The sequence below is a fragment of the Streptomyces sp. NPDC031132 genome, assembly GCF_055570595.1.
In genome coordinates, this window is sequence record NZ_JBVIGX010000043.1 from 34,495 (window position 1) to 52,784 (window position 18,290).

7 protein-coding genes and 1 pseudogene are annotated in these 18,290 nt (G+C 67.7%); 6 read left to right on the forward strand and 2 right to left on the reverse strand.

Features of this window, described 5'->3' with window-relative positions; all coding sequences use genetic code 11:
• Window positions 1-440 precede the first annotated feature (440 nt).
• Window positions 441-6,509 (forward strand): DNRLRE domain-containing protein, encoded by a 6,069-nt coding sequence (locus ACZ49B_RS35005; RefSeq protein ID WP_468314177.1) that lies wholly within the window; start codon window positions 441-443, stop codon window positions 6,507-6,509.
• Between the two features lie 11 nt (window positions 6,510-6,520).
• Complete coding sequence (locus ACZ49B_RS35010; RefSeq protein ID WP_468314158.1) at window positions 6,521-6,712, forward strand: hypothetical protein; 192 nt, start codon at window positions 6,521-6,523, stop codon at window positions 6,710-6,712.
• A 506-nt stretch (window positions 6,713-7,218) separates the two neighbouring features.
• Here ACZ49B_RS35010 and ACZ49B_RS35015 read toward each other — a convergent pair.
• Complete coding sequence (locus ACZ49B_RS35015; protein WP_468314179.1) at window positions 7,219-9,459, reverse strand: helicase associated domain-containing protein; 2,241 nt, start codon at window positions 9,457-9,459, stop codon at window positions 7,219-7,221.
• Between the two features lie 267 nt (window positions 9,460-9,726).
• Window positions 9,727-11,244, reverse strand: coding sequence for a restriction endonuclease (locus tag ACZ49B_RS35020; protein WP_468314160.1), 1,518 nt, complete (start codon window positions 11,242-11,244; stop codon window positions 9,727-9,729).
• Between the two features lie 251 nt (window positions 11,245-11,495).
• Here ACZ49B_RS35020 and ACZ49B_RS35025 point away from each other — a divergent pair, with 251 nt between their 5' ends.
• The 4 genes and pseudogenes from ACZ49B_RS35025 (at window position 11,496) to ACZ49B_RS35040 (ending at window position 18,033) form a co-directional block, all read left to right on the forward strand.
• Complete coding sequence (locus tag ACZ49B_RS35025) at window positions 11,496-13,349, forward strand: ATP-dependent nuclease (RefSeq protein WP_468314162.1); 1,854 nt, start codon at window positions 11,496-11,498, stop codon at window positions 13,347-13,349.
• A 488-nt stretch (window positions 13,350-13,837) separates the two neighbouring features.
• Window positions 13,838-15,441: pseudogene (locus tag ACZ49B_RS35030) on the forward strand (Mu transposase C-terminal domain-containing protein).
• 7 nt (window positions 15,442-15,448) lie between these two features.
• Window positions 15,449-16,831, forward strand: coding sequence for an AAA family ATPase (locus tag ACZ49B_RS35035; protein WP_468314165.1), 1,383 nt, complete (start codon window positions 15,449-15,451; stop codon window positions 16,829-16,831).
• A gap of 779 nt (window positions 16,832-17,610) precedes the next feature.
• Window positions 17,611-18,033, forward strand: coding sequence for a hypothetical protein (locus ACZ49B_RS35040; protein WP_468314167.1), 423 nt, complete (start codon window positions 17,611-17,613; stop codon window positions 18,031-18,033).
• Window positions 18,034-18,290 lie beyond the last annotated feature (257 nt).

Sequence of the window (18,290 nt, forward strand, 5' to 3'; positions counted from 1 at the left end):
AGGACGATCTGCCGTCCGTGCTTTGCAGACCGGCCGGGATCTGCAAGCCACCCCTGACCCTGGAACGACGGCAGCCGCCTCGTGTTGGCACATTTCGCCTGCGCACCGGTTGCCATCTTCCGCATGTGGGCCGTGTACGTCGCTCCCGCACGCGATATGCCCTGGTCACTGCCATGAAGGGCATCATGAACGTCTCGTTCCGTCCGGCGCATAACGATTCCGCATGTACGTAAGATGTAAAGATCACCGAGAGTCCGAATTGGCTGAAAAGAGGCTCTTTTCTGCGCAGATACGGTTCTGCTGAGCTGGCCCGACTCCTGGGCCGGCAAGAGCTGTAGGGATTCATGAGAGCAACAAGAACTCGGGCTTGGCGCGGGCGCACCTGGCCCAACCCCAGTGGCGTCTGGACTCGGCGCATGGCCACCTCCGTCGCATTGACCATGTCCGTCACGCTGCTGTACGGCACCACCGCGGCGGGCGCCCCACAGCAGAAGACAGCGGACCGGTATCCGACTGCGGCCGCCGACATTGCGTCCGCCCGTGTCACCGCTCGGCTGTCCGGCAAGCGGGTGGAGGCACTGTCGGAGCGTTCGGAGACGACGACGACGTGGGTGAACAAAAACGGGTCGTTGACCACTGAGGTGGCGGCCGGACCGATCCGTTTTAAGGACGCGGCCACCGGCGAATGGCGGGACGTCGATGTGGACTTCGCTGCTGCCCCGGACGGTTCGGTCGCCTCGAAGGCACATCCGCAAGGCCTGCGGCTGTCTGGGAAGGCGGGAACGAAAGCCGCGTCGCTGAAGGACGCTCAGTCGGCTGCGGCCACCGATCTGGTGACCCTGGGCTCAGGCGACGAGGCGATCACACTGCAGTGGCGTGGCGGGCTGCCGACGCCGACACTGAACGGCACTCGGGCTACATACACCGATGTGGTGCCGGGCGCGGATGTAGTCGTCGAGGCGACGCGTACCGGCTTCGAGCAGTTCGTCGAGGTGAAGGCCAAGCCGGAGGCCGGTTTCTCGTACACGCTGCCGCTGAGGACCAAGGGCTTGAGGGTCGAGCAGCAACCGGACGGCGGCGTGCTCTTCACGGACAAGAAGTCGAAGAAGACGGCCATGATGCCAGCTCCCGTGATGTGGGACGCGAGCATCGACCCGCTCTCAGGTGAACACAGACGCCGGGCCAAGGCCGCGCTGAAGGTCGTCAAGACGAAGGACGGCGCCGACCTCGTCATCACCCCGGACGCCGCCTTCCTCTCGGATACGGCGACGAAGTACCCGGTCACGGTAGACCCCTCGACCGCGTCGCTGAGCAGCGTGTTCGACACGTATGTCCAGCAGGGCGAGACCGTCGACTGGTCGGCGGACACTGAGCTGGACCTAGGCAACCCTGGCACTCAGAACGCCGACGGAACTTACCGCGTCGCGCGTTCCTTCATCACCTGGAACACGGCACCGATCTCGGATGCGCTGGTCTCCGATGCCAAGGTGAGCCTGTGGAACTTCCACTCGGGCAACACCGACTGCGTGTCCTACCCGTGGGAAGTGTGGGACGCGGGCAAGGCCTCGACGTCTTCCCGTTGGACCGCGCAGCCGGCCTGGAACACCAAGTACGCCACCTCCACCGAGACCAAGGGGAACCCGGCTTGCACGGCCGCGCCGGACGGGTGGATCAACGCGGACGTCACTGCGCTCGCCCAGACCTGGGCCTCGGCGAAGAACACCACCTCGGGCATGGGCCTGCGCGCCGCGAGCGAGACGGTCATCCCGCAGTGGAAGCGGGTGAACTCCGCCAACGCCGCCGCGAATCCGCCGAAGCTGGTGTTGACGTACAACTATCGGCCGCGCACCGGCACCGACCAGCAGGCCGGTCCGCCGTTCTTCAAGGACACCACCGGCACCTGGTTCGTGAACACCACGACGCCGACACTGCGCGACACGTTCGCCGACCCGAACAACGACAAGGTCGACGGCACCTACCAGATCTTCGACGACGTCACCGGCACGCAGGTCGGCAATGTCCTGGTGTCACCGTTCGTGCCGTCCGGCCAGCCCACGTCGGTGACCGTGCCAGCGGGTGTGCTGACGAACGGAAAGACGTACAAGTTCCGCACCTCACCGTATGACGGCACGAACTACAACACCGGCTGGTCGGCGTACGCGAAGTTCACCGTCGACACCTCTGCCCCTTCCGCCCCGGCGTCCGTGACCTCGACGGACTACCCGGGCAACGCCTGGGTCAAGGGGGCAGGACAACCCGGCACCTTCACGGTGACCCCGCCCACGGGTGACCAGAACGGCATCGAGTGGTCGCTCGACGGCACGACCTGGACCAAGGTCGCCACTGGCGGCACCACCAACGCCGTGAACATCACCGTCACCCCCGCCAAGGCCGGCACGAACACCCTCCAGGTCCGCGCCACGGACAAGGCGGAGAACAAGTCCGAGCCGCTCTCGTACACCTTCCACGCCGGACCGGGCGGTGCCACGCTCCCGGACGACGGCACCCGCACCGCCGCGCGCGTCCCCCTGTCCGGCGAGGCCGACGGCACCAAGTACGACAACGTCACCTTCTCCTGGCGCCGCGGTGACGCCGACGCCTGGACCACTATCCCGGCCGGCGACGTCGTCCTGGGCGGCCAGGCTCTCACCGCGTGGCCGGCTGGCCTTACGGCAGGCAAGAGCCCTGCGCTGACCTGGAACGCCACGTCCACCGTCAACCCCGACGGCACCGTGCAGGTCCGCGCGGACTTCACCGGCCCGGGCAGCGCCACCGCCTCCTCCGACCCCGTGACGGTTGTCGTGGACCGGAACGCCGACGGAGCCGCGTCGCAGGACATCGGCCCCGGCTCGGTGAACCTGCTGACCGGCGACCACACCCTCACCAGCACCGACGCCTCCTTCTTCGGCATGTCGGTCACCCGCACCGCCTCCTCCCGCTCCCCGCAGGCGGCAGACCAAGCGGGACAGGCAGCCATCTTCGGCAAGGAATGGCTGTCCGGCACCGTCGCCGAAACGGTCCACTCCGCCTACACCGAAATCCGCAAGACGTCCGCAACATCGCTCGACCTCGTCACCGCCGAGGGCTCGGCGACCACCTTCACCGCGAACTCGGCCAACAACGGCTGGGTTCCGGAGCCCGGTTCGCAGGGCCTGACGCTCAAGGGGGCCTTCGCCTCGGGTGACTTCACACTGTCCGACACCGCCGGCGCCGTGACGACCTTCGCCAAGGTCGCTCCGGCCGCGACCACCTGGACCGTGACCAGCTCACTCGCGGACGGCCTGGCGAACTCCACCACCAAGGTCGTCTCCGAAGCGGTCACCGTGGGCGGCAAGACCCTGGCCCGCCCCAAGCGGGTCATCGCCGCCACCAGCGCGACCACCCTGGCCACCTGCGAGGCCACCCCGTCGACCAAGGGCTGCAGGGCACTGGAGTTCGGCTACGCAACCTTCACCACCGCCACGGCATTCGTGCTCGGTGACGTAGCCGGCCAAGTCAGCGAGATCAAGCTGTGGGCGACCGCTCCCGGCGCCTCGGCCGCCACCGCGACATCCGTCGCCCGCTACGCCTACGACGGCAGCGGACGTCTGCGGGAATCCTGGGACCCGAGGATCTCGCCCGCGCTGAAGACGGCGTACGCCTACGACAGCTCAGGCCGCGTCACCTCGCTCGCCCCGCCCGGACAACTGCCCTGGACGTACACCTACGGCCAGACCGGTTCCAACCCCGCCGCCGGGCCCGGAATGCTGCTCAAGGCATCCCGCGCCACCCTCGCTCCGGGCACCGCGGGCCAGACCAACGGCACCGCCGACACCACTGTTGTCTACGGCGTCCCACTGACCGGCAGCGCCGCCCCGAACGACCTCGGGACCACGGCCGCCGGCTCCTGGGGCCAGAGCGACATCCCGACCGACGGGACCGCGGTCTTCCCCGCCGATCAGCTGCCCACCTCCAACGACGGCGCCTCCATGGGCGCGGGCGACTACCAGCGGGCGGTCATCCACTACCTGGACGCCTCCGGCCGCAAGGTCAACGAGGCCACCCCGGGCAACCACCTGTCCGTCACCGAGTACGACAGGTCCGGCAACACCGTACGGTCGCTGACCGCAGCCAACCGGGAACTGGCCCTGGGCGCCACCACCGCCCAGCGCAGCAGACTGACCGACCTGGGCATCAACGCCCTGCCCTCCGGCGAGCGCGCCCAGCTGCTCTCGGACACCTCGGTCTACGACGCCACCGGCTCCCGCCTCACCGACGTCTACGGCCCGCTACACGAGGTCACCCTCGCGGGCGCGCTGACCAGCGGCGCCACCACCGTTGCCACCGCTGGCCAACAGCTCACGGCGCGGCAGCACACGGTCAAGACCTACGATCAAGGCCGTCCCACCGACGGCACCGCCGTCGTCAAGAACCAGGTCACCCAGCAAACCGTAGGTGCCCAGCCACGGTCCTGGCCCGACCTGCTCGCCGACCCGCGTGTCACCGCCGCCGCGTACGACTGGGCCAAGGGACTGCCCACCAGCAGCACTACGGACCCGGGCGGCCTGGCGATCACCAGGGCGACCGAGTACGACAGCCAGGGCCGGGTCACCAAGTCCGTTCAGCCAGCCTCTGACGGCACTGATGCCGGCGCCACCCTCACGAGTTACTACACCGGCGATGGAACCGGCACCTGTGGCGGGAAGCCGGAGTGGGCCGACGAAATCTGCCAGACCGGTCCGGCTGCGGCCATCACCGGTGGCGGCACCAACCCTAGCCAACTACCGACCAAGACCGTTGAGTACGGGCAGTTCGGTCAGATAACCAAGGTCACCGAGACCGCCAACAGCGTCACCCGCACCGTCACCACCGGCTATGACAGTGCCGGCCGACAGACGACGAACACGGTCACAGGCGGCGTCGGTGCGACCGTACCCGCGGTGACCACCAGTTACGACTCCGCCACCGGCCAGTCCTACAAGCAGACCTCCACGGCCGGCGGCACCATCACCAAGGCGTACGACCAGCTCGGCCGCCTCATGTCGTACACGGACGCGGACGGAGGCGTTACGTCCACCAAGTACGACGCGCTCGACCGGCCCACTACGGTCACCGACTCGGTGCCGTCGACCACCACCTACGCCTACGACACGGCTGTTGATCCCCGCGGAGTGGCCACGTCGGTCACCGACTCGGTCGCCGGTACGTTCAGTGCCCGCTACGACGCCGACGGCAGGGTGGTCTCCCAGGGCCTGCCCGGCGGCTACACGATGACGGACGCTCAGGACCCGACCGGCCAGGCTGTCGCCCGCACCTACACGCGCGACAGCGATGCCACCGTGCTGCTCTCCGACAGCGTGACCGACACCGTGCACGGCCAGGTAGCCACCCACACCGGAACCCCCGGCGTCACCGCGTCCCAGGCCCACGCCTACGACAAGGCGGGCCGTCTCACCCAGACGCAGGACACCCGCACCGACGCCGTCTGCACGACCCGCACCTACACCTTCGACAAGAACAGCAACCGCAGGTCGTTGGGCACCGCCAGTGCCGCGGTGAATGCAGACTGCACGACCACCGGCGGGACGACCACCAACTACACCTACGACAGCGCCGACCGGCTGGTGAACACCGGCTACACCTACGACGCCTTCGGCCGCACCACCGCCAAGCCGGGCACCACCCTGGCCTACTACGCCAACGACCTGGCCCAGCAGCAGACCGCCGGCACGCAGCGCCAGACCTGGGCACTCGACTCCGCCCTGCGGATCCGCTCGTGGACCGTGGAATCCAACGCGTCCGGCACATGGTCCCAGACCGCCTCCCGGCTCAACCACTACGACTCCGAGGGCGACTCTCCGCGCTGGACCGTGGAGGACACCGCCACCGGATCACTCACCCGCACCATCCGAGGCATCGACGGCAACCTCGCCGCCACCACCGCGAAGACGGGCGCAACGATCCTGCAACTGGTGAACCTTCACGGCGACGTGGCTCTGGCCCTTCCGGCCGACACCGCCCTGGCACCCACCGTCCTGGACTCCGACGAGTACGGCAACGCCCGTGCCGGACAGGCGGCGGCCCGCTACAGCTGGCTCGGCGGTAAGCAGCGCTCCGACGAGACGCTGACCGGCCTTACCCTCATGGGCGTGCGCCTCTACGACCCGAGCACCGGTCGCTTCCTGCAGACCGACCCGGTCGTCGGCGGAAACGAGAACAGCTACGTCTATCCGGCCGATCCGATTCGAATGTACGATCTAACCGGTATGTACCGCGTCTACTGGGGCTGGTCGTGGGTGACGATCACTCTCACCTCGTGGGAAAACGGTGTCCTTGCAAGTCACGGGAGTTGGGCTGCCGCCGCCATTGGCGGACTCAAGAAGATGGGCTTTGTGGGACGAATCGCCTACTACTCGTTCGTCTACTACGGGTGGGGGGCGTATTGGGCCAGCCTCTACAACCGGTGCCTGGCCATCCACGTTGTGTACTGGACCGGAGCCAACTGGTTCACCTTCGCCCGGTGCGCGTAAGAGAGGGAACGATGAAGAACCCACTTGGTGACGACGGAATCCTCACCCGGGCGATCCCCTGGATATCAATCATCCTGGTGATAACTCTTGCCGCAAAGGCAATCACAAGTGACGTGTCGGTGATCGTCAAGACACTGGCCGCAGTGGCCGCCCTTGCGGTGATCGCACGCTCGATCCAGCAGATCGTGAAGCAGGCCAAGTAGTCGCCGACGATCAGTCGGGACACATGCAGGGGTGCAGCGCATTGCGCGCCGCACCCCTGTGTGCGTTCCTCGGCGCTTGGGTTCAGCTCTTGTCCTGGAGCAGCGCCCAGGCGCCCTCAGCGCAGGACGCCACCAACTGGCATGGACCGGTGCGTCCAGCGCACTCGGGGCGTCCGCCCCGCCCGTTCAGCCAGGCCGGCACCGGCAGCAACGGCTGACAGCCGCCCAATCCGCGTCCGTCACGTCCGACGGATACTGCCGTACCCGGACGGGATGGTCGGCCGCCTTGCCGTACACGTGCGCGAGGCAATCACACGATGGTGCAGCCGAGTTGAACTGGACGGGCTCGGACACGTACACAACAAGGACACTAGGGCCTCCCGGTACTGCTCGGTCACATTCGCATCCCTGAGCTACCGAGAGGTCCTGTCTTCATGCGCGTACAACGGGAAGATCAGGACAGACGCCGTGGAGAGACACGCTGGCTACAAGGGCGACGACGCGCTCTACGCCCAACGCATCCCCACCTTGGAGAGCAGCTCGACCCGCTCCGGCGCCAGCGCCGCGGCCCGGCGGCGCTGGTTGTCGACCCACGTTCCGAGCTTCAGCACCACGTCCTGCTGCGCCTGGCCGTCGCCGGTGGTGACCGTCTCGATGTGCTTGCGGGGCACCGTGAGGTGGCCCTCGCGCGCGAAGAACTGTGCCGCGGCGGCGTAGTGCATCGCCCACTTGTCCGCTTGACTGGTGCGCGCCTTCGGCTTCTCGTCCTCGCCGGCGGGCTCGATCCCGAGGATCTGCTCGCACATCCACTGCTGCACGCCGGTGAGCTGGTCCCACCCCTGCCGGACGGAGGTGACCCACCGGCCGAGGTCCTCGCCCTGGCGCACGACCTCACCCACCACAGTGGGCAGTGCCTGGCCGGTGTCCAGGTGCTGGCGCACGATATGGAAGCGCCGCTGCCACGTCACCGGCCACACCGGGCACCAGGACGGGTCGATCTCCTCCAGCTGCTCACGCCGCGCCCGCGTCATCGCCCCGGCCGACGACTCCACCGGCAGCCCCTCCGCCCGCCGCCGCTCGATCTGCTGTGCCTTCCGCGCGGCGGCCCGCGCGTTCTTCAGCCAGATCCCCACCGCTGCGCCCTGGTAGGCGGCATCCAGCGGCGCGAGGAGGTGGCCGTGCTCGGCGGCCCACCCGCGCGCGGCGGCCAGGCCCTCGGCCCAGGCGGTGTCGGCGTGGGACCAGACCATGCCCAGCTTCTCCAGCTGGGCAGCGCGCTCCTGGTTCATGTCGCCGCGGTTGTAGAAGCGGCGGGCGTCGGCGGTCCACTGCCCGAGCGGGAAGCCCGCCAGGGCAGTCGGCCACCCGGCCGCCTCCGCGTCCTCGATGGCCGGGACGCGGAAGACGAACGGGACCCGCAGGTCCCCGTGCATACGGGCGTAGATGACGGCGGCTTCCACCCCGCGCCGCCAGTACTCGTGTTCGGGGTTGAGGACGCGGAGGTTGATGAACGCGGCGAGCGCGGCCGGGTCTCGGGGCGTGCTGAACTTCAGGAGGGCCTTGGCGGGGGCGCTGACGCTACCGGAGCTGCTGCCGGTCCCCGCGTTACCGCTCTTCCGGCTGTCGTCCTCGCTGACGGGCTTGTAGCGGCTCGGGGCTTGCTGCTCGGCGAGGGTCTCCACGACCCGGGCGTCGTGCGCCCGGAGCGCTTCGAGGAGCTTGGCGAGGCCGCCGTATGCGCGGCTGGTGAGCATGTTGTCGGCGGTCTCGCCGGGCCCGAGGAGGATCGGCACCACGAGAGAGGCGACCTTGCCCTCGCCGGGCTGCATCCGCAGGGCCCGGCCGACGGCCTGGACGAGGTCGGGCATGGAGCCGCGGACGTCGGCCCAGTAGACGGAGTCGCAGTACCGGGTGTCGACGCCCTCGCCCAACGCCTTCACGGAGCCGAGGAAGCCCTCCTCGGCCGACGCCTTCACCAGTGCCGTCTGCAGGGCCGCCATGCGGGCCCCGCGGATTTCGTCCGACCGGGCCTCGGCGCCCAGGAGCTGCGCGGCTTGGAGGTGGGTGTCGGTGACGTCCACGCAGACGACCTGGTAGGGGGCGCAGATGCCCCGGTCGATGGCCTCGGAGAGGGACAGGGTGTAGCAGCGGCTGCCGAACGGCCCGTCCGGGTCGTCGTCCATGCTCGCGACCAGCTCGCCCGGCGAGCCGACCTCCTCCTCGTCCCCGAGCTGCCACATCCGGGGTGTGGCCGTCATGTACAGCCGGCGCAGCGAGGGGATGCGGGTGTTGTCGTGGATGACCGCCCAGGGCTTCCCGATTCGGCCTGAGGTCCGGTGAGCTTCGTCCACGACGATCAGGTCCCAGGCTGCGAGGCCGGCGTTGTGCGCCTTCTCGAGCGTGCCCAGGCCCAGGCTGGCGTACGTGGCGTAGACGGTGACCTTGTCCAGGCCCCGGGTCCACTCCACCAGCTCGTTCACGTCCGTGGTGTTGGGGAAGGAGACCTCCTCGCCCCGGAGCGAGGACACCCCGATCATCGGGCCCCTACGGCCGCCCTCGCGCCACGCGGCCTCGGTCTGGGCGAGCAGGTCCAGCGAGGGCACGAGCACCAGCACCCGGCCCGCGTGGAGCTCCTCTGCGCTCCGGACTGCCACCCTCGTCTTCCCGGATCCGGTCGCCATGATCACTTGCGTTCGAAGCCCTCGTTCGGGCAGAAACGACCTTGCAGGCAATTCGAGAGCAGCCAGCTGCTATTCAGCGGTTGCTCTTCAGTGGTTCGGCGTCTTGTCCTCAGTGGATGTTGCGGCCCTGTGACCTGCTGCTTTGTAGCGGCGGGGATGGTTTTACTGACGGTTTGACGCCGATTTACCAGTGAAGAGCGGAGCTGAAGCGGGGGTGGGGTTGGCGCCGAGTCTGTGGGTAGGCCGATGTGTGAGTGCCTCCTGATGTGCGGCGGTTGCTGTGTTGTCGGGGAGCAGCCTGTGTGGTGGATGGTCCCCTGCTTCGTGCGGGGGTTAGGTGAGGTCTCGTGTTTCCCAGCCGGGTGGGAGTTTGGGGAGACCGATGAGGGCGTCGATGCCGAGGTGTTCGAGTAGGAGCGCTTTGAGGTGTCGGCCGTCGATGAGTTCCATGCGGCCGGTGCGGTGGGCGAAGTCGTGGCTGGCTTTGCCGAACCAGGCGGTGGTGACGACGATGCCCTTGGCTGCTGCTTTGTCGTGCATGACGCCGGCGAGGGCGCGGACAGCTTCGGCGGGAACGGCGTTTTTGGTGCGTTTGGCCTGGATGATGCAGAGTCCGCCGATGAGGGGTTCTTCGTTGAGGGCGACGGCGTCGATTCCGTCGTCACGTGAGGCCTGGGTGACCCAGGACTTGAGCCCGATTGCTTCGAACAGTCGGCGGATGAGGTGTTCGAACTCGATCGGGTCGAGTGCTACGAGGTCGGGGCGGCTGTCGAGGCCGGCGATCACGTCCTGTTCGGGTGCCAGTTTGTATTTGGTGAGGTCGAAGGTGACCACGGGGCGGACGGGCTCGAGGTCGTACGGGTGCTGGGAGACGATGGCGTTGAGGTAGCGCAGGCTCTGGACGGGATCGAGTTCTGGTTCGTCGAGGACGAGCTCTTCGAAGGTCTCTCTGCTGGCACGCAGGCTGATCAGGCAAGGGCGGACGGCTTTTCCGGTGGCGCGGTCCTTGGCGTTGACGTGTCCGTTGAATGCCACGACATCGACCAGCGCGGGTGGCGTCACGGCGAGGGTCTCGTCAATGGCGCGTAGAGCGAGTCTGGCTACGAGGTCCCTGTACATGGCCTTGGTGTCGGCTTCCTTCCGCGGCTGTGGCACAACCGTCGGCGGGGTCGACGCCTTGTAGCGGTACTGCGTGACCGCTGGTACTACCGCCTGGCCGGGAAGCTCGACCTCCAGCACCAGCTCTCGTGATTCCGGCGCGAACGCGGTGCGCCACACTCCGCGGAGCCCTGGCGGGTAGACGATCTGGACGAGCGCGGCTTCGACATGGTCGGTCATAGCGTCCGGGCCGCCGCTGACCAGGGCCTCCTCCACTGGCAGGCGGTGAGCATGCAGTCCCGTAGTCCTGGTGGTGAGCACGGATTCCACGCGCTGGACCTGGTTTTCGAGCTCGGCTGTCCTCGCCGCGGCCTCGCGGCGTAGATCCTCGCTCACCTGCTGCCTGGCGTGCCGATCCGCCTCGGACTTCTCACGAGCCGCGGCCTTCTTCTTCTGCTCGGCAGCCCTCACCCGGGCCGCCTCACGCTTCTCCAGATCCCGGACGATCTGATCGGCCTTGCGCGCCTCCTCGGCACGAGCCCGCTCGTTCTGCTTCTTGGCCCGCATCCAGGCCTGCGCCTGCTCCCGCTCCCGCCGCGCCTCCTCCTTGGCACGCTGTGCCGCTTCCCGTTCCGCGGCACGAGCCTGCCGGACCCGTTCAGCCTCTGCCTGCCTGGCAGCTGCTGCCTTGGCCTTCTGTGCATCGCGGTACGCCTGCATCAGCTGCGCCGTCAACGACCTTTTCGGTGCCATCAGCCCCCCTCGTGATGCTGGAAGAGCTGCCCTGCTTGCCGATCCGGCAATCAGGTGAGTCGGACCGCTCCTCAGATTGCTCCGACGAGAAGAAGCCCAGAGGCATGGGAACTGACTGAAAGCACCTCAGGTGCCGCGCTGGAGCACCCTAGTATTAGCGGTCTGCATGACTGCCCAGTGGCGCAGCTTGCACGAACTCATAAGGCACAACCGTCTGGTGGGGTCCGGGCGGGGATACGGAGCAGCTCTTCGTGCACCTCAACAGCTTCTCCGTCTACGGATTTCGTTCACTGTCCCGCGTTGAGGACATCCCTGTCAGTTCACCGACGATCCTTGCGGGTCACAACGACGGTGGTAAGAGCGGCGTGCTGGCAGCGCTCGGTTTCCTCCTGGGCACTTACCGCTTGGTTGACGAAGACCGTACGTACCAGGTCGGGAGTGGTTCGGAGTCGGGCCGGTGTGCGGAAACCTGGGTGGAGGGGACCTTCGCTCTGAACCTGGCCGAGCGCAGTGAGGGTGACCTGCCGGCAGTGATGCGTATCCGGCGTCGAGCCCGAGCGGGCGAAGCCGTGTCCTTGGAGTACCTGGGAACGCAGCCCGACGACCCGCGCCTGCGTGATCTCAGCAGGTTGCTCCGACCGGCACTCGCAGCTCTGGTCGAGGAGTTCAATCTTGTAGCCAGGGGCAACCTGAAGGACGACCTCCTTGCTGCTCTGGCAGTGCATGCGGCGGCATCGCCGCAGTCTGAGATGTGGCAGCCGCTCCCCAAGAAGCTGGTAGAGCGGCTGCCTAGGCTGCTGGCATTCGGAGGCAAGGATGAGAGTCCCGACGACGCCGTCCGAACGGCGCTGAGCAGCTGCTACGAGCTGCACTTGCAGGATGAGACGGTCCAGGGCCGGGTGAAGGAGATCGAAGCAGAGATCACTCAGCGGTTGGAGAAGGAGGCTGACTCCTTGTGCCGGCACATCCGCGAACACTGCGCCGAGTTCGTCGGCGTTGAGGTCAAGCCGGAGGTCTCCTTCAGAGGTGGATTCAAGGGGGCCCCCTTGCACGTCTCGCGGGCCGACGGAGAGCTAGTGGACCTGGCGCGCTCCGGACAGGGCAGCACACGCCGTATCGCCCTCGCAGTGTGGGAGTGGACTAGCAACCTGCTGGAGAAGAACGAACTGGCCGCAGCCTCAGAGCAAGACGTCGAAGAACCCACCCAGACGATCGTCGTCTATGACGAGCCCGACACGCACCTCGACTACCGCCATCAGCGCACCGTGATGGACATCATTCGCAAGCAGTGCGCGCAGCCGCATGTCAGCGTGCTCGTCGCGACACACTCCATGAACCTCATCGACGGCGTCGACATCGCCGATGTCGTCCATCTCAGGCTCGGCCACGATGGCCGCACAGTCGTCGAACGTCTCGCCGCCGACTCACACGACGGCATCGACTTCCACCTCGGCCAGATCGCCTCCGCCCTCGGTCTGCGAAACTCAGTGCTGCTCCATGAACGCTGCTTCCTGGCAGTGGAGGGGGACACCGAGCGCCAGAGCATCCCCCTACTCTTCCGCTTGTCGCAGGGGCTGTCTCTCCAGGCAGCCGGTGTTGCTCTCTGGGGATGCGAGAACAACGAGGGCGCTCTGCACCTGGCCAGCTACCTCGTCAAGCACCAGCGAACCGTGATGCTGATGGTCGACGCCGACAGCCGGGACAACAAGCTGTTCAAGCCCGATCGAATCCGCCGAGCCGGCCTCGATCTGCACACTCAGGTCTCCTATGTGGGCGAGGCGGCTGGTTACAACGAGTTGGAAGAGCTGTTCAGCGACGAGCAGTGGGCTGCCGCTTCCAATGCACGCTGGCCCCGTGCCGCTCCGCTGAACTGGAAGGCGTCAGACTTCGCTGCGCATCGAGGAGGGAAGTTCAGCTCAGACATTCTCAGGATGATTAAGGAACAAGCTGGGGAGACGAGCCCTAACGGCAAGCCGGATATGGTCTTCGGGCTGGCGACAAACCTGCGGACTGCACATGAGGTACCCGAACAGCTGCGACAGTTCTTTACTGAGGTCCAAGCACTGGCTACTGGCTCGCCGGTCGGCGGCTCTGCCGTCGTTTGATCATGCGTTCCTTGCGTTGAGCGAGGGTGGGTGCTGTCCAGGCATGCCACCCCGCTCCTTCCACCCATTGCCGGGCATGTACAGAGGCTTCTATGCCGCACCATCTGCATCCGCTGGGCGCAGGAGAAACGTCGCTTTGAGCAGGATCCGACTGGGGCACGAGACCTCCTTTCACACCCTTATCCTCCCTCCTGGCACTGACAATCGCCCGGTTGAGCCCAGGCGTGCTTACTCGTCGATCGTTCTCCTCACCGCTTCCCAGCGGCGGGTAACTCATGTCAGTTGTGTGAGTAGACACCTTGCTTGAGCTGGGCCCTGGGAACGCGATCCTTACGTTGTCGTGAGACCCAATACCCCGTTTGGGTGTTTCGTGTGATGTGTCCGTGTGGTCTTCGGGTTCCTGGACAGCGTCCCCCTGGTAATGAGCGTGCGGTTCGGGGGTGAGGTCGGTGGAGGAAGGTCTTGGATCCGGTTCAGCGGGGTTGGATGTGTCGGCTGGGTGGGGACGTGAGGGAGCGGTCTCACGCCTGCTGGTTCTGGACGCGCGCGATGAGTTGACGAGTGCGCACGTTCGCTTGGTGGCGGGAGCTCTGCAGGTGTCGGAGCGGACGGTGTGGAGCTGGCTGGCGGCTGCTCGTTCCGAGGGACGGACCGGCCGGAAAACGCGTTCGCGCTTCATGGTGACCGACGAGATGCGCCGTTCGCTGGCGTTGTGGGGCGGGAACGTCTCCGCGGTGCATCGCGAGCTCGTGGCCCGTGCCGCGCGGGATCCGTTGTTGGGTCCGGTGCCGTCGCTGTCGGTGTTCCACCGGGCGGTGGTGCGGGATCTGTCGGTGGGGGAGCGGGCGGGGTTGAGGGGCGGGGAGGCGGCTCGGCGTCGGTATGACGTTTACGGGAAGCGCCCGCCGACACATCGCAATGCGTGTTGGGAGGGTGATCACAAGCGGATCCCGGTCCGCGTGGACCTCGAAGGCTCTGCGGTGTGTCCGTGGGTGACGTGGTTCATCGATGTGGCGTCGAAGGTGATCGTGGGTGTGGCGGTCACTCCGCATCAGCCGGCGCGGGATGCGGTGCTGGCGGCGTTGCGGGCGGGGATCAGCCGTGCCGATCCGTACGGGCCGTTCGGGGGTCTGCCGGGGCGGGTGCGGGTGGACCGGGGCAAGGATTTCCTGTCGAAGGCGGTCGCGAAGGCTTTGGGTGGGTTCGCGGTTCCGGTTGATGATCTGCCGGCGTACAAGCCGTATCGGAAGGGCACGGTCGAGGCCCTCAACGGTGCGCTGGAGGAGATGCTGCTGGTCTCCTTGCCGGGGTATACCCGCCGTGCCCGGCCCGCGGAGGCCTACCGTCCCGACCCGGTGGGGGACCTGCTGGCGTACCCCGACTTCGTGAAGGTGTTGCTGGAGTGGGTGGCCTGGTGGAACGCCGAGCACCGTCCGGCCGGCCTCACTGACGGCCGGACACCCGCGCAGGCGTGGGAGGCGGATCCGACTCCCCTCGAGGATGTCCCTGAGGAGCAGTTGGCGTTCTTTGCGTTGGAGGACGACGGCCGTATCCGGAAGATCACGACGAACGGGGTGGCGTGGCGGCGGCGTGCCTACATCGCGCCGTGGATGGCCGGCCATGTCGGGGCCAGGGTGCGGTTGCGCTACCTGCCGCACTTCGACGGCATGATCGAGGTTTTCTCCGCCGAGGGTGGGGGCCGGCATCTGGGTAGCGCCTATCTCGCCCAGGCCGCGACACCGGCTCAGCGCCGCGCGCTGTCCCGGGTCCGCGAGAGGAAAGCCGATGCCCTGAAAGCGGACTTGAAGGCGGCGGAGAAGCTGCGCCGTGCCCGCTATGCGGCTACCACGACCGCGGTCGTGCCGGGCCGGCGGGTGAGACTGCGGGTGAGGCGGAGGCGGAGATCGTCCGGGCCCGGGCGGTGGACCTGGCGGCGCGGGCGCTGCCGGACTTGATTCCTCCGCGGGAGCCGCCTGCCGACTGGGCCCGTCCGCGCAAGCGGTCCGGTCCGGGTGCCCCAAAGACCGCCACGGAGCCCGCTGCGCCCGCAGTCGGGCCAGAGGCCGGGGAGTGTCCCGGCAGCAAGGAGTGAGTCGGGCATGTCTGCTTCCACCCGCCGGGGACGGCTCCCCGCAGCGCGCGAGGACCACTTCATGTGTCTGGCCGACGCCCAGGTCGTCTCCACCAGGGCCCTGCTTGCGGCCAGGGAGAACATCCGGGCCGCGATTGAGGCACAAGCGATGATCTGCATCTACGGTCAGGCCGGTCATGGCAAGTCTTTCGCGGTCAACGCCTCGCTTCGCGAGCTCGCCCCGAAGCTGACGCGCAGGATCCAGTTCCGGGCCCGCCCCTCGACCCGCGACCTGCGCCATGAGCTGTTCTACGCCCTGGGCCTGCAGGGCCGCCCGCCGGCGCACGCGATCGAGTTCGACCGGATGCTGCGCGGCGCTCTTGTCGAGCCGCGGGTGCTGGTATGCGATGAAGCGCAGTGGCTTTCCAAGCTCTGCTTCGAATATTTGCGCTATCTCTGGGATGACACCGATTCCGCGTTGACGATCGTCTTCACCGGCGGGAACGGCTGCTTCGAGATGCTGTTGAGCGAGCCGATGCTGGAGTCCCGCGTGTACGCGTGGCAGGAGATCGGCCGGATGCCGCTGGACGAGGTCTTGGACGTCATCCCCGCCTTCCACCCTGTGTGGTCCGAGGGCCGATCCGGAGCTCATCGCGCTCTGCGACCAGGAGGCCGCGCACGGGAACTTCCGCGCCTGGGCGAAAATTACCCACCATCTCACCGTCGGCCTGCAGCGGGCCGACCGCAGCCGTGTGGACGAGGAGCTCCTGCGCTGGTCCTACAGCAAGCTCAGCTCCCGGCAGGCGGCCTGATCATGCTGACCTGCCCCGATCCACCCCCGGTGACCGTGATCGTCGACCCGGGCGATGACCTGGTGCACACCCGCGCTGCTCTGGCCGCACATGACCCGCTGGCGGGCCGGATCACCGTCCACCCCACGCCGGGTACCGATTCCACGCTGGCACTCGCATACGACGTCCTGGCAGCTCTGGGCAAGCCCGTCCCGGTGGCCGGGTACCGCGGGCACGACACCGGCCCGGCCTGGGCCCTCGCCGCAGCCTGGATCCTCGCGACGGGCACGACGCACCTGCTGCTCCTGCGGGCACACTTCCTCACCCAACCCCGCCTGGACGCCCTGCTGCTCCTGCGCCGCCGCACCGGCCTGGCGGCTGACCCTCGTCGTCCACACCTCGCGCCTGCCCGCCGGCGTGGACCGGATCCTGTCCGGCGTCCGCCACCACCTCGCCGATGCCACGGCCCTCCTGCCCGCCGCCGACAGCCCTTCCACCGCCGACTGCCCGCTGCCGCGCCCGCTGGCCAACCGCTGGATCGCCCTGCCGGCCCTGACCACCCTGCTGGCCTTCGACGAACCGACCCGCCCCTGCCGCTGCAGCGCACCACTGGCGCCTGACCGCGACTTCTTCCCGCCAGTGATCCCGCACACCACCGAGGCCGAGGTCGCCTGGCGCCTGCACCGGGCCACTGCCCATCCTCATCTGGCCGCCCAACTGGCTACCGCGGTGTTCACCGCTGCGTCCACCACTCAGCTGCGCACGGCCCATGTCCACGACCTGGGCCCGGTTGCCGCCACCATTACTCTCCACGACGACGGGCTCCGCCGGGGCTGCATGACCCACGAGGTCCCGCTGTGGGCACGTCCGTTGCTGATGGCGGCCCGCCGCGTCTGGGACATCGTGACTGGTACCAGCGGTCCCCTTTTCGCCGATCCACTGGGCAGTACTGGCCTGCCATCCCTGACCGCCTTCGCCGAGAGCTGCAAGCTCCGGCCTCCCCAGCCGCCCAGGTCCGCACCACGCAAGAGAAAAGCCGCGACAGCGCTGCGGCCGAAGCCGCAGGAGAAGACAGTCTGGCCGGTGTGCACCGTCCACTACGGACTGGCTTGGGCCGAGCGTGAACCTGACCTGATGTGCGGCTGCCCGTACCCGCCCCCTCACACCCGGAAGACCATCGCCAGGAAGAAGAACGGGTGGCTGCCACCAGACTACGGCCTACCCGAACTCCACCCCCCCACGCTGAGAGTTGGAGCCGATCGGGCACCGCGACCAGGAACCGTGCTCGGCGAGCCCGCTCTGCGAGCTGGGCCTCAGCGCGGCATACCCCCTAGGCCAGTTTCAATCTGGAGAACAGAATGAATCATCTCTGCGGGGGGTGAGCTGGCATGATCGGGTTATGCCTATCACTATCGAGTTCTTCGTGGCACCGGATGATGAGGTGGCTGCTCAGGTCGGGCCGCGGCAGCGCCGGCATGGGTTTCCTGCGTTCGCGTGCGCGGATTTCTACCCCGACGATGCGGTGGAGGACTGGGAGGTCCTGCTGACAGGGGGTGTAGCTACAGGCTCGCGTGATGTGGTGCCGATGAAGAATGACGGCTTCACGGTGTTCGAGCTTCCTGCCCGGCTGTGCTCCGCTCTGGTCCAGGCGAGCAGTGGCCGGCTCGTCGAGGTTGCGGGTGCATGGGCTGGACTAGCCGCAGTCAAGGACGAGGGCGTGCGAGTCGAGACAGCGGCCGAGATCCTGATGGAGCTGGCAGATCTGGCCCGCAGGGCAGAAGGCTCTCGCCAGCCTCTGTACTGCTGGTACTTCGCGCCCTGACCGAGAGCCGCGATACAGCAGACGTCCAACACACCCCACCTTGCTGCCAGCCAGGCCCGCGAAGCGGGCTTCAGTCCTGGAGGCGGAGCCGGAAGGGCGGGGGAGCGCAGCGGACTCGCCCAACGGGCCGGAGGCCCGGACCCCGTGAAACGGGGTCACCCTGGCCTGCGGAGCAGGCCGTTCGGGGGGAGCGAAGCGGAACCCCGAACCCGTCGGGAGCGAGGCGAAGGACACCGGCCCGAAGGGCCGGCCTTAGA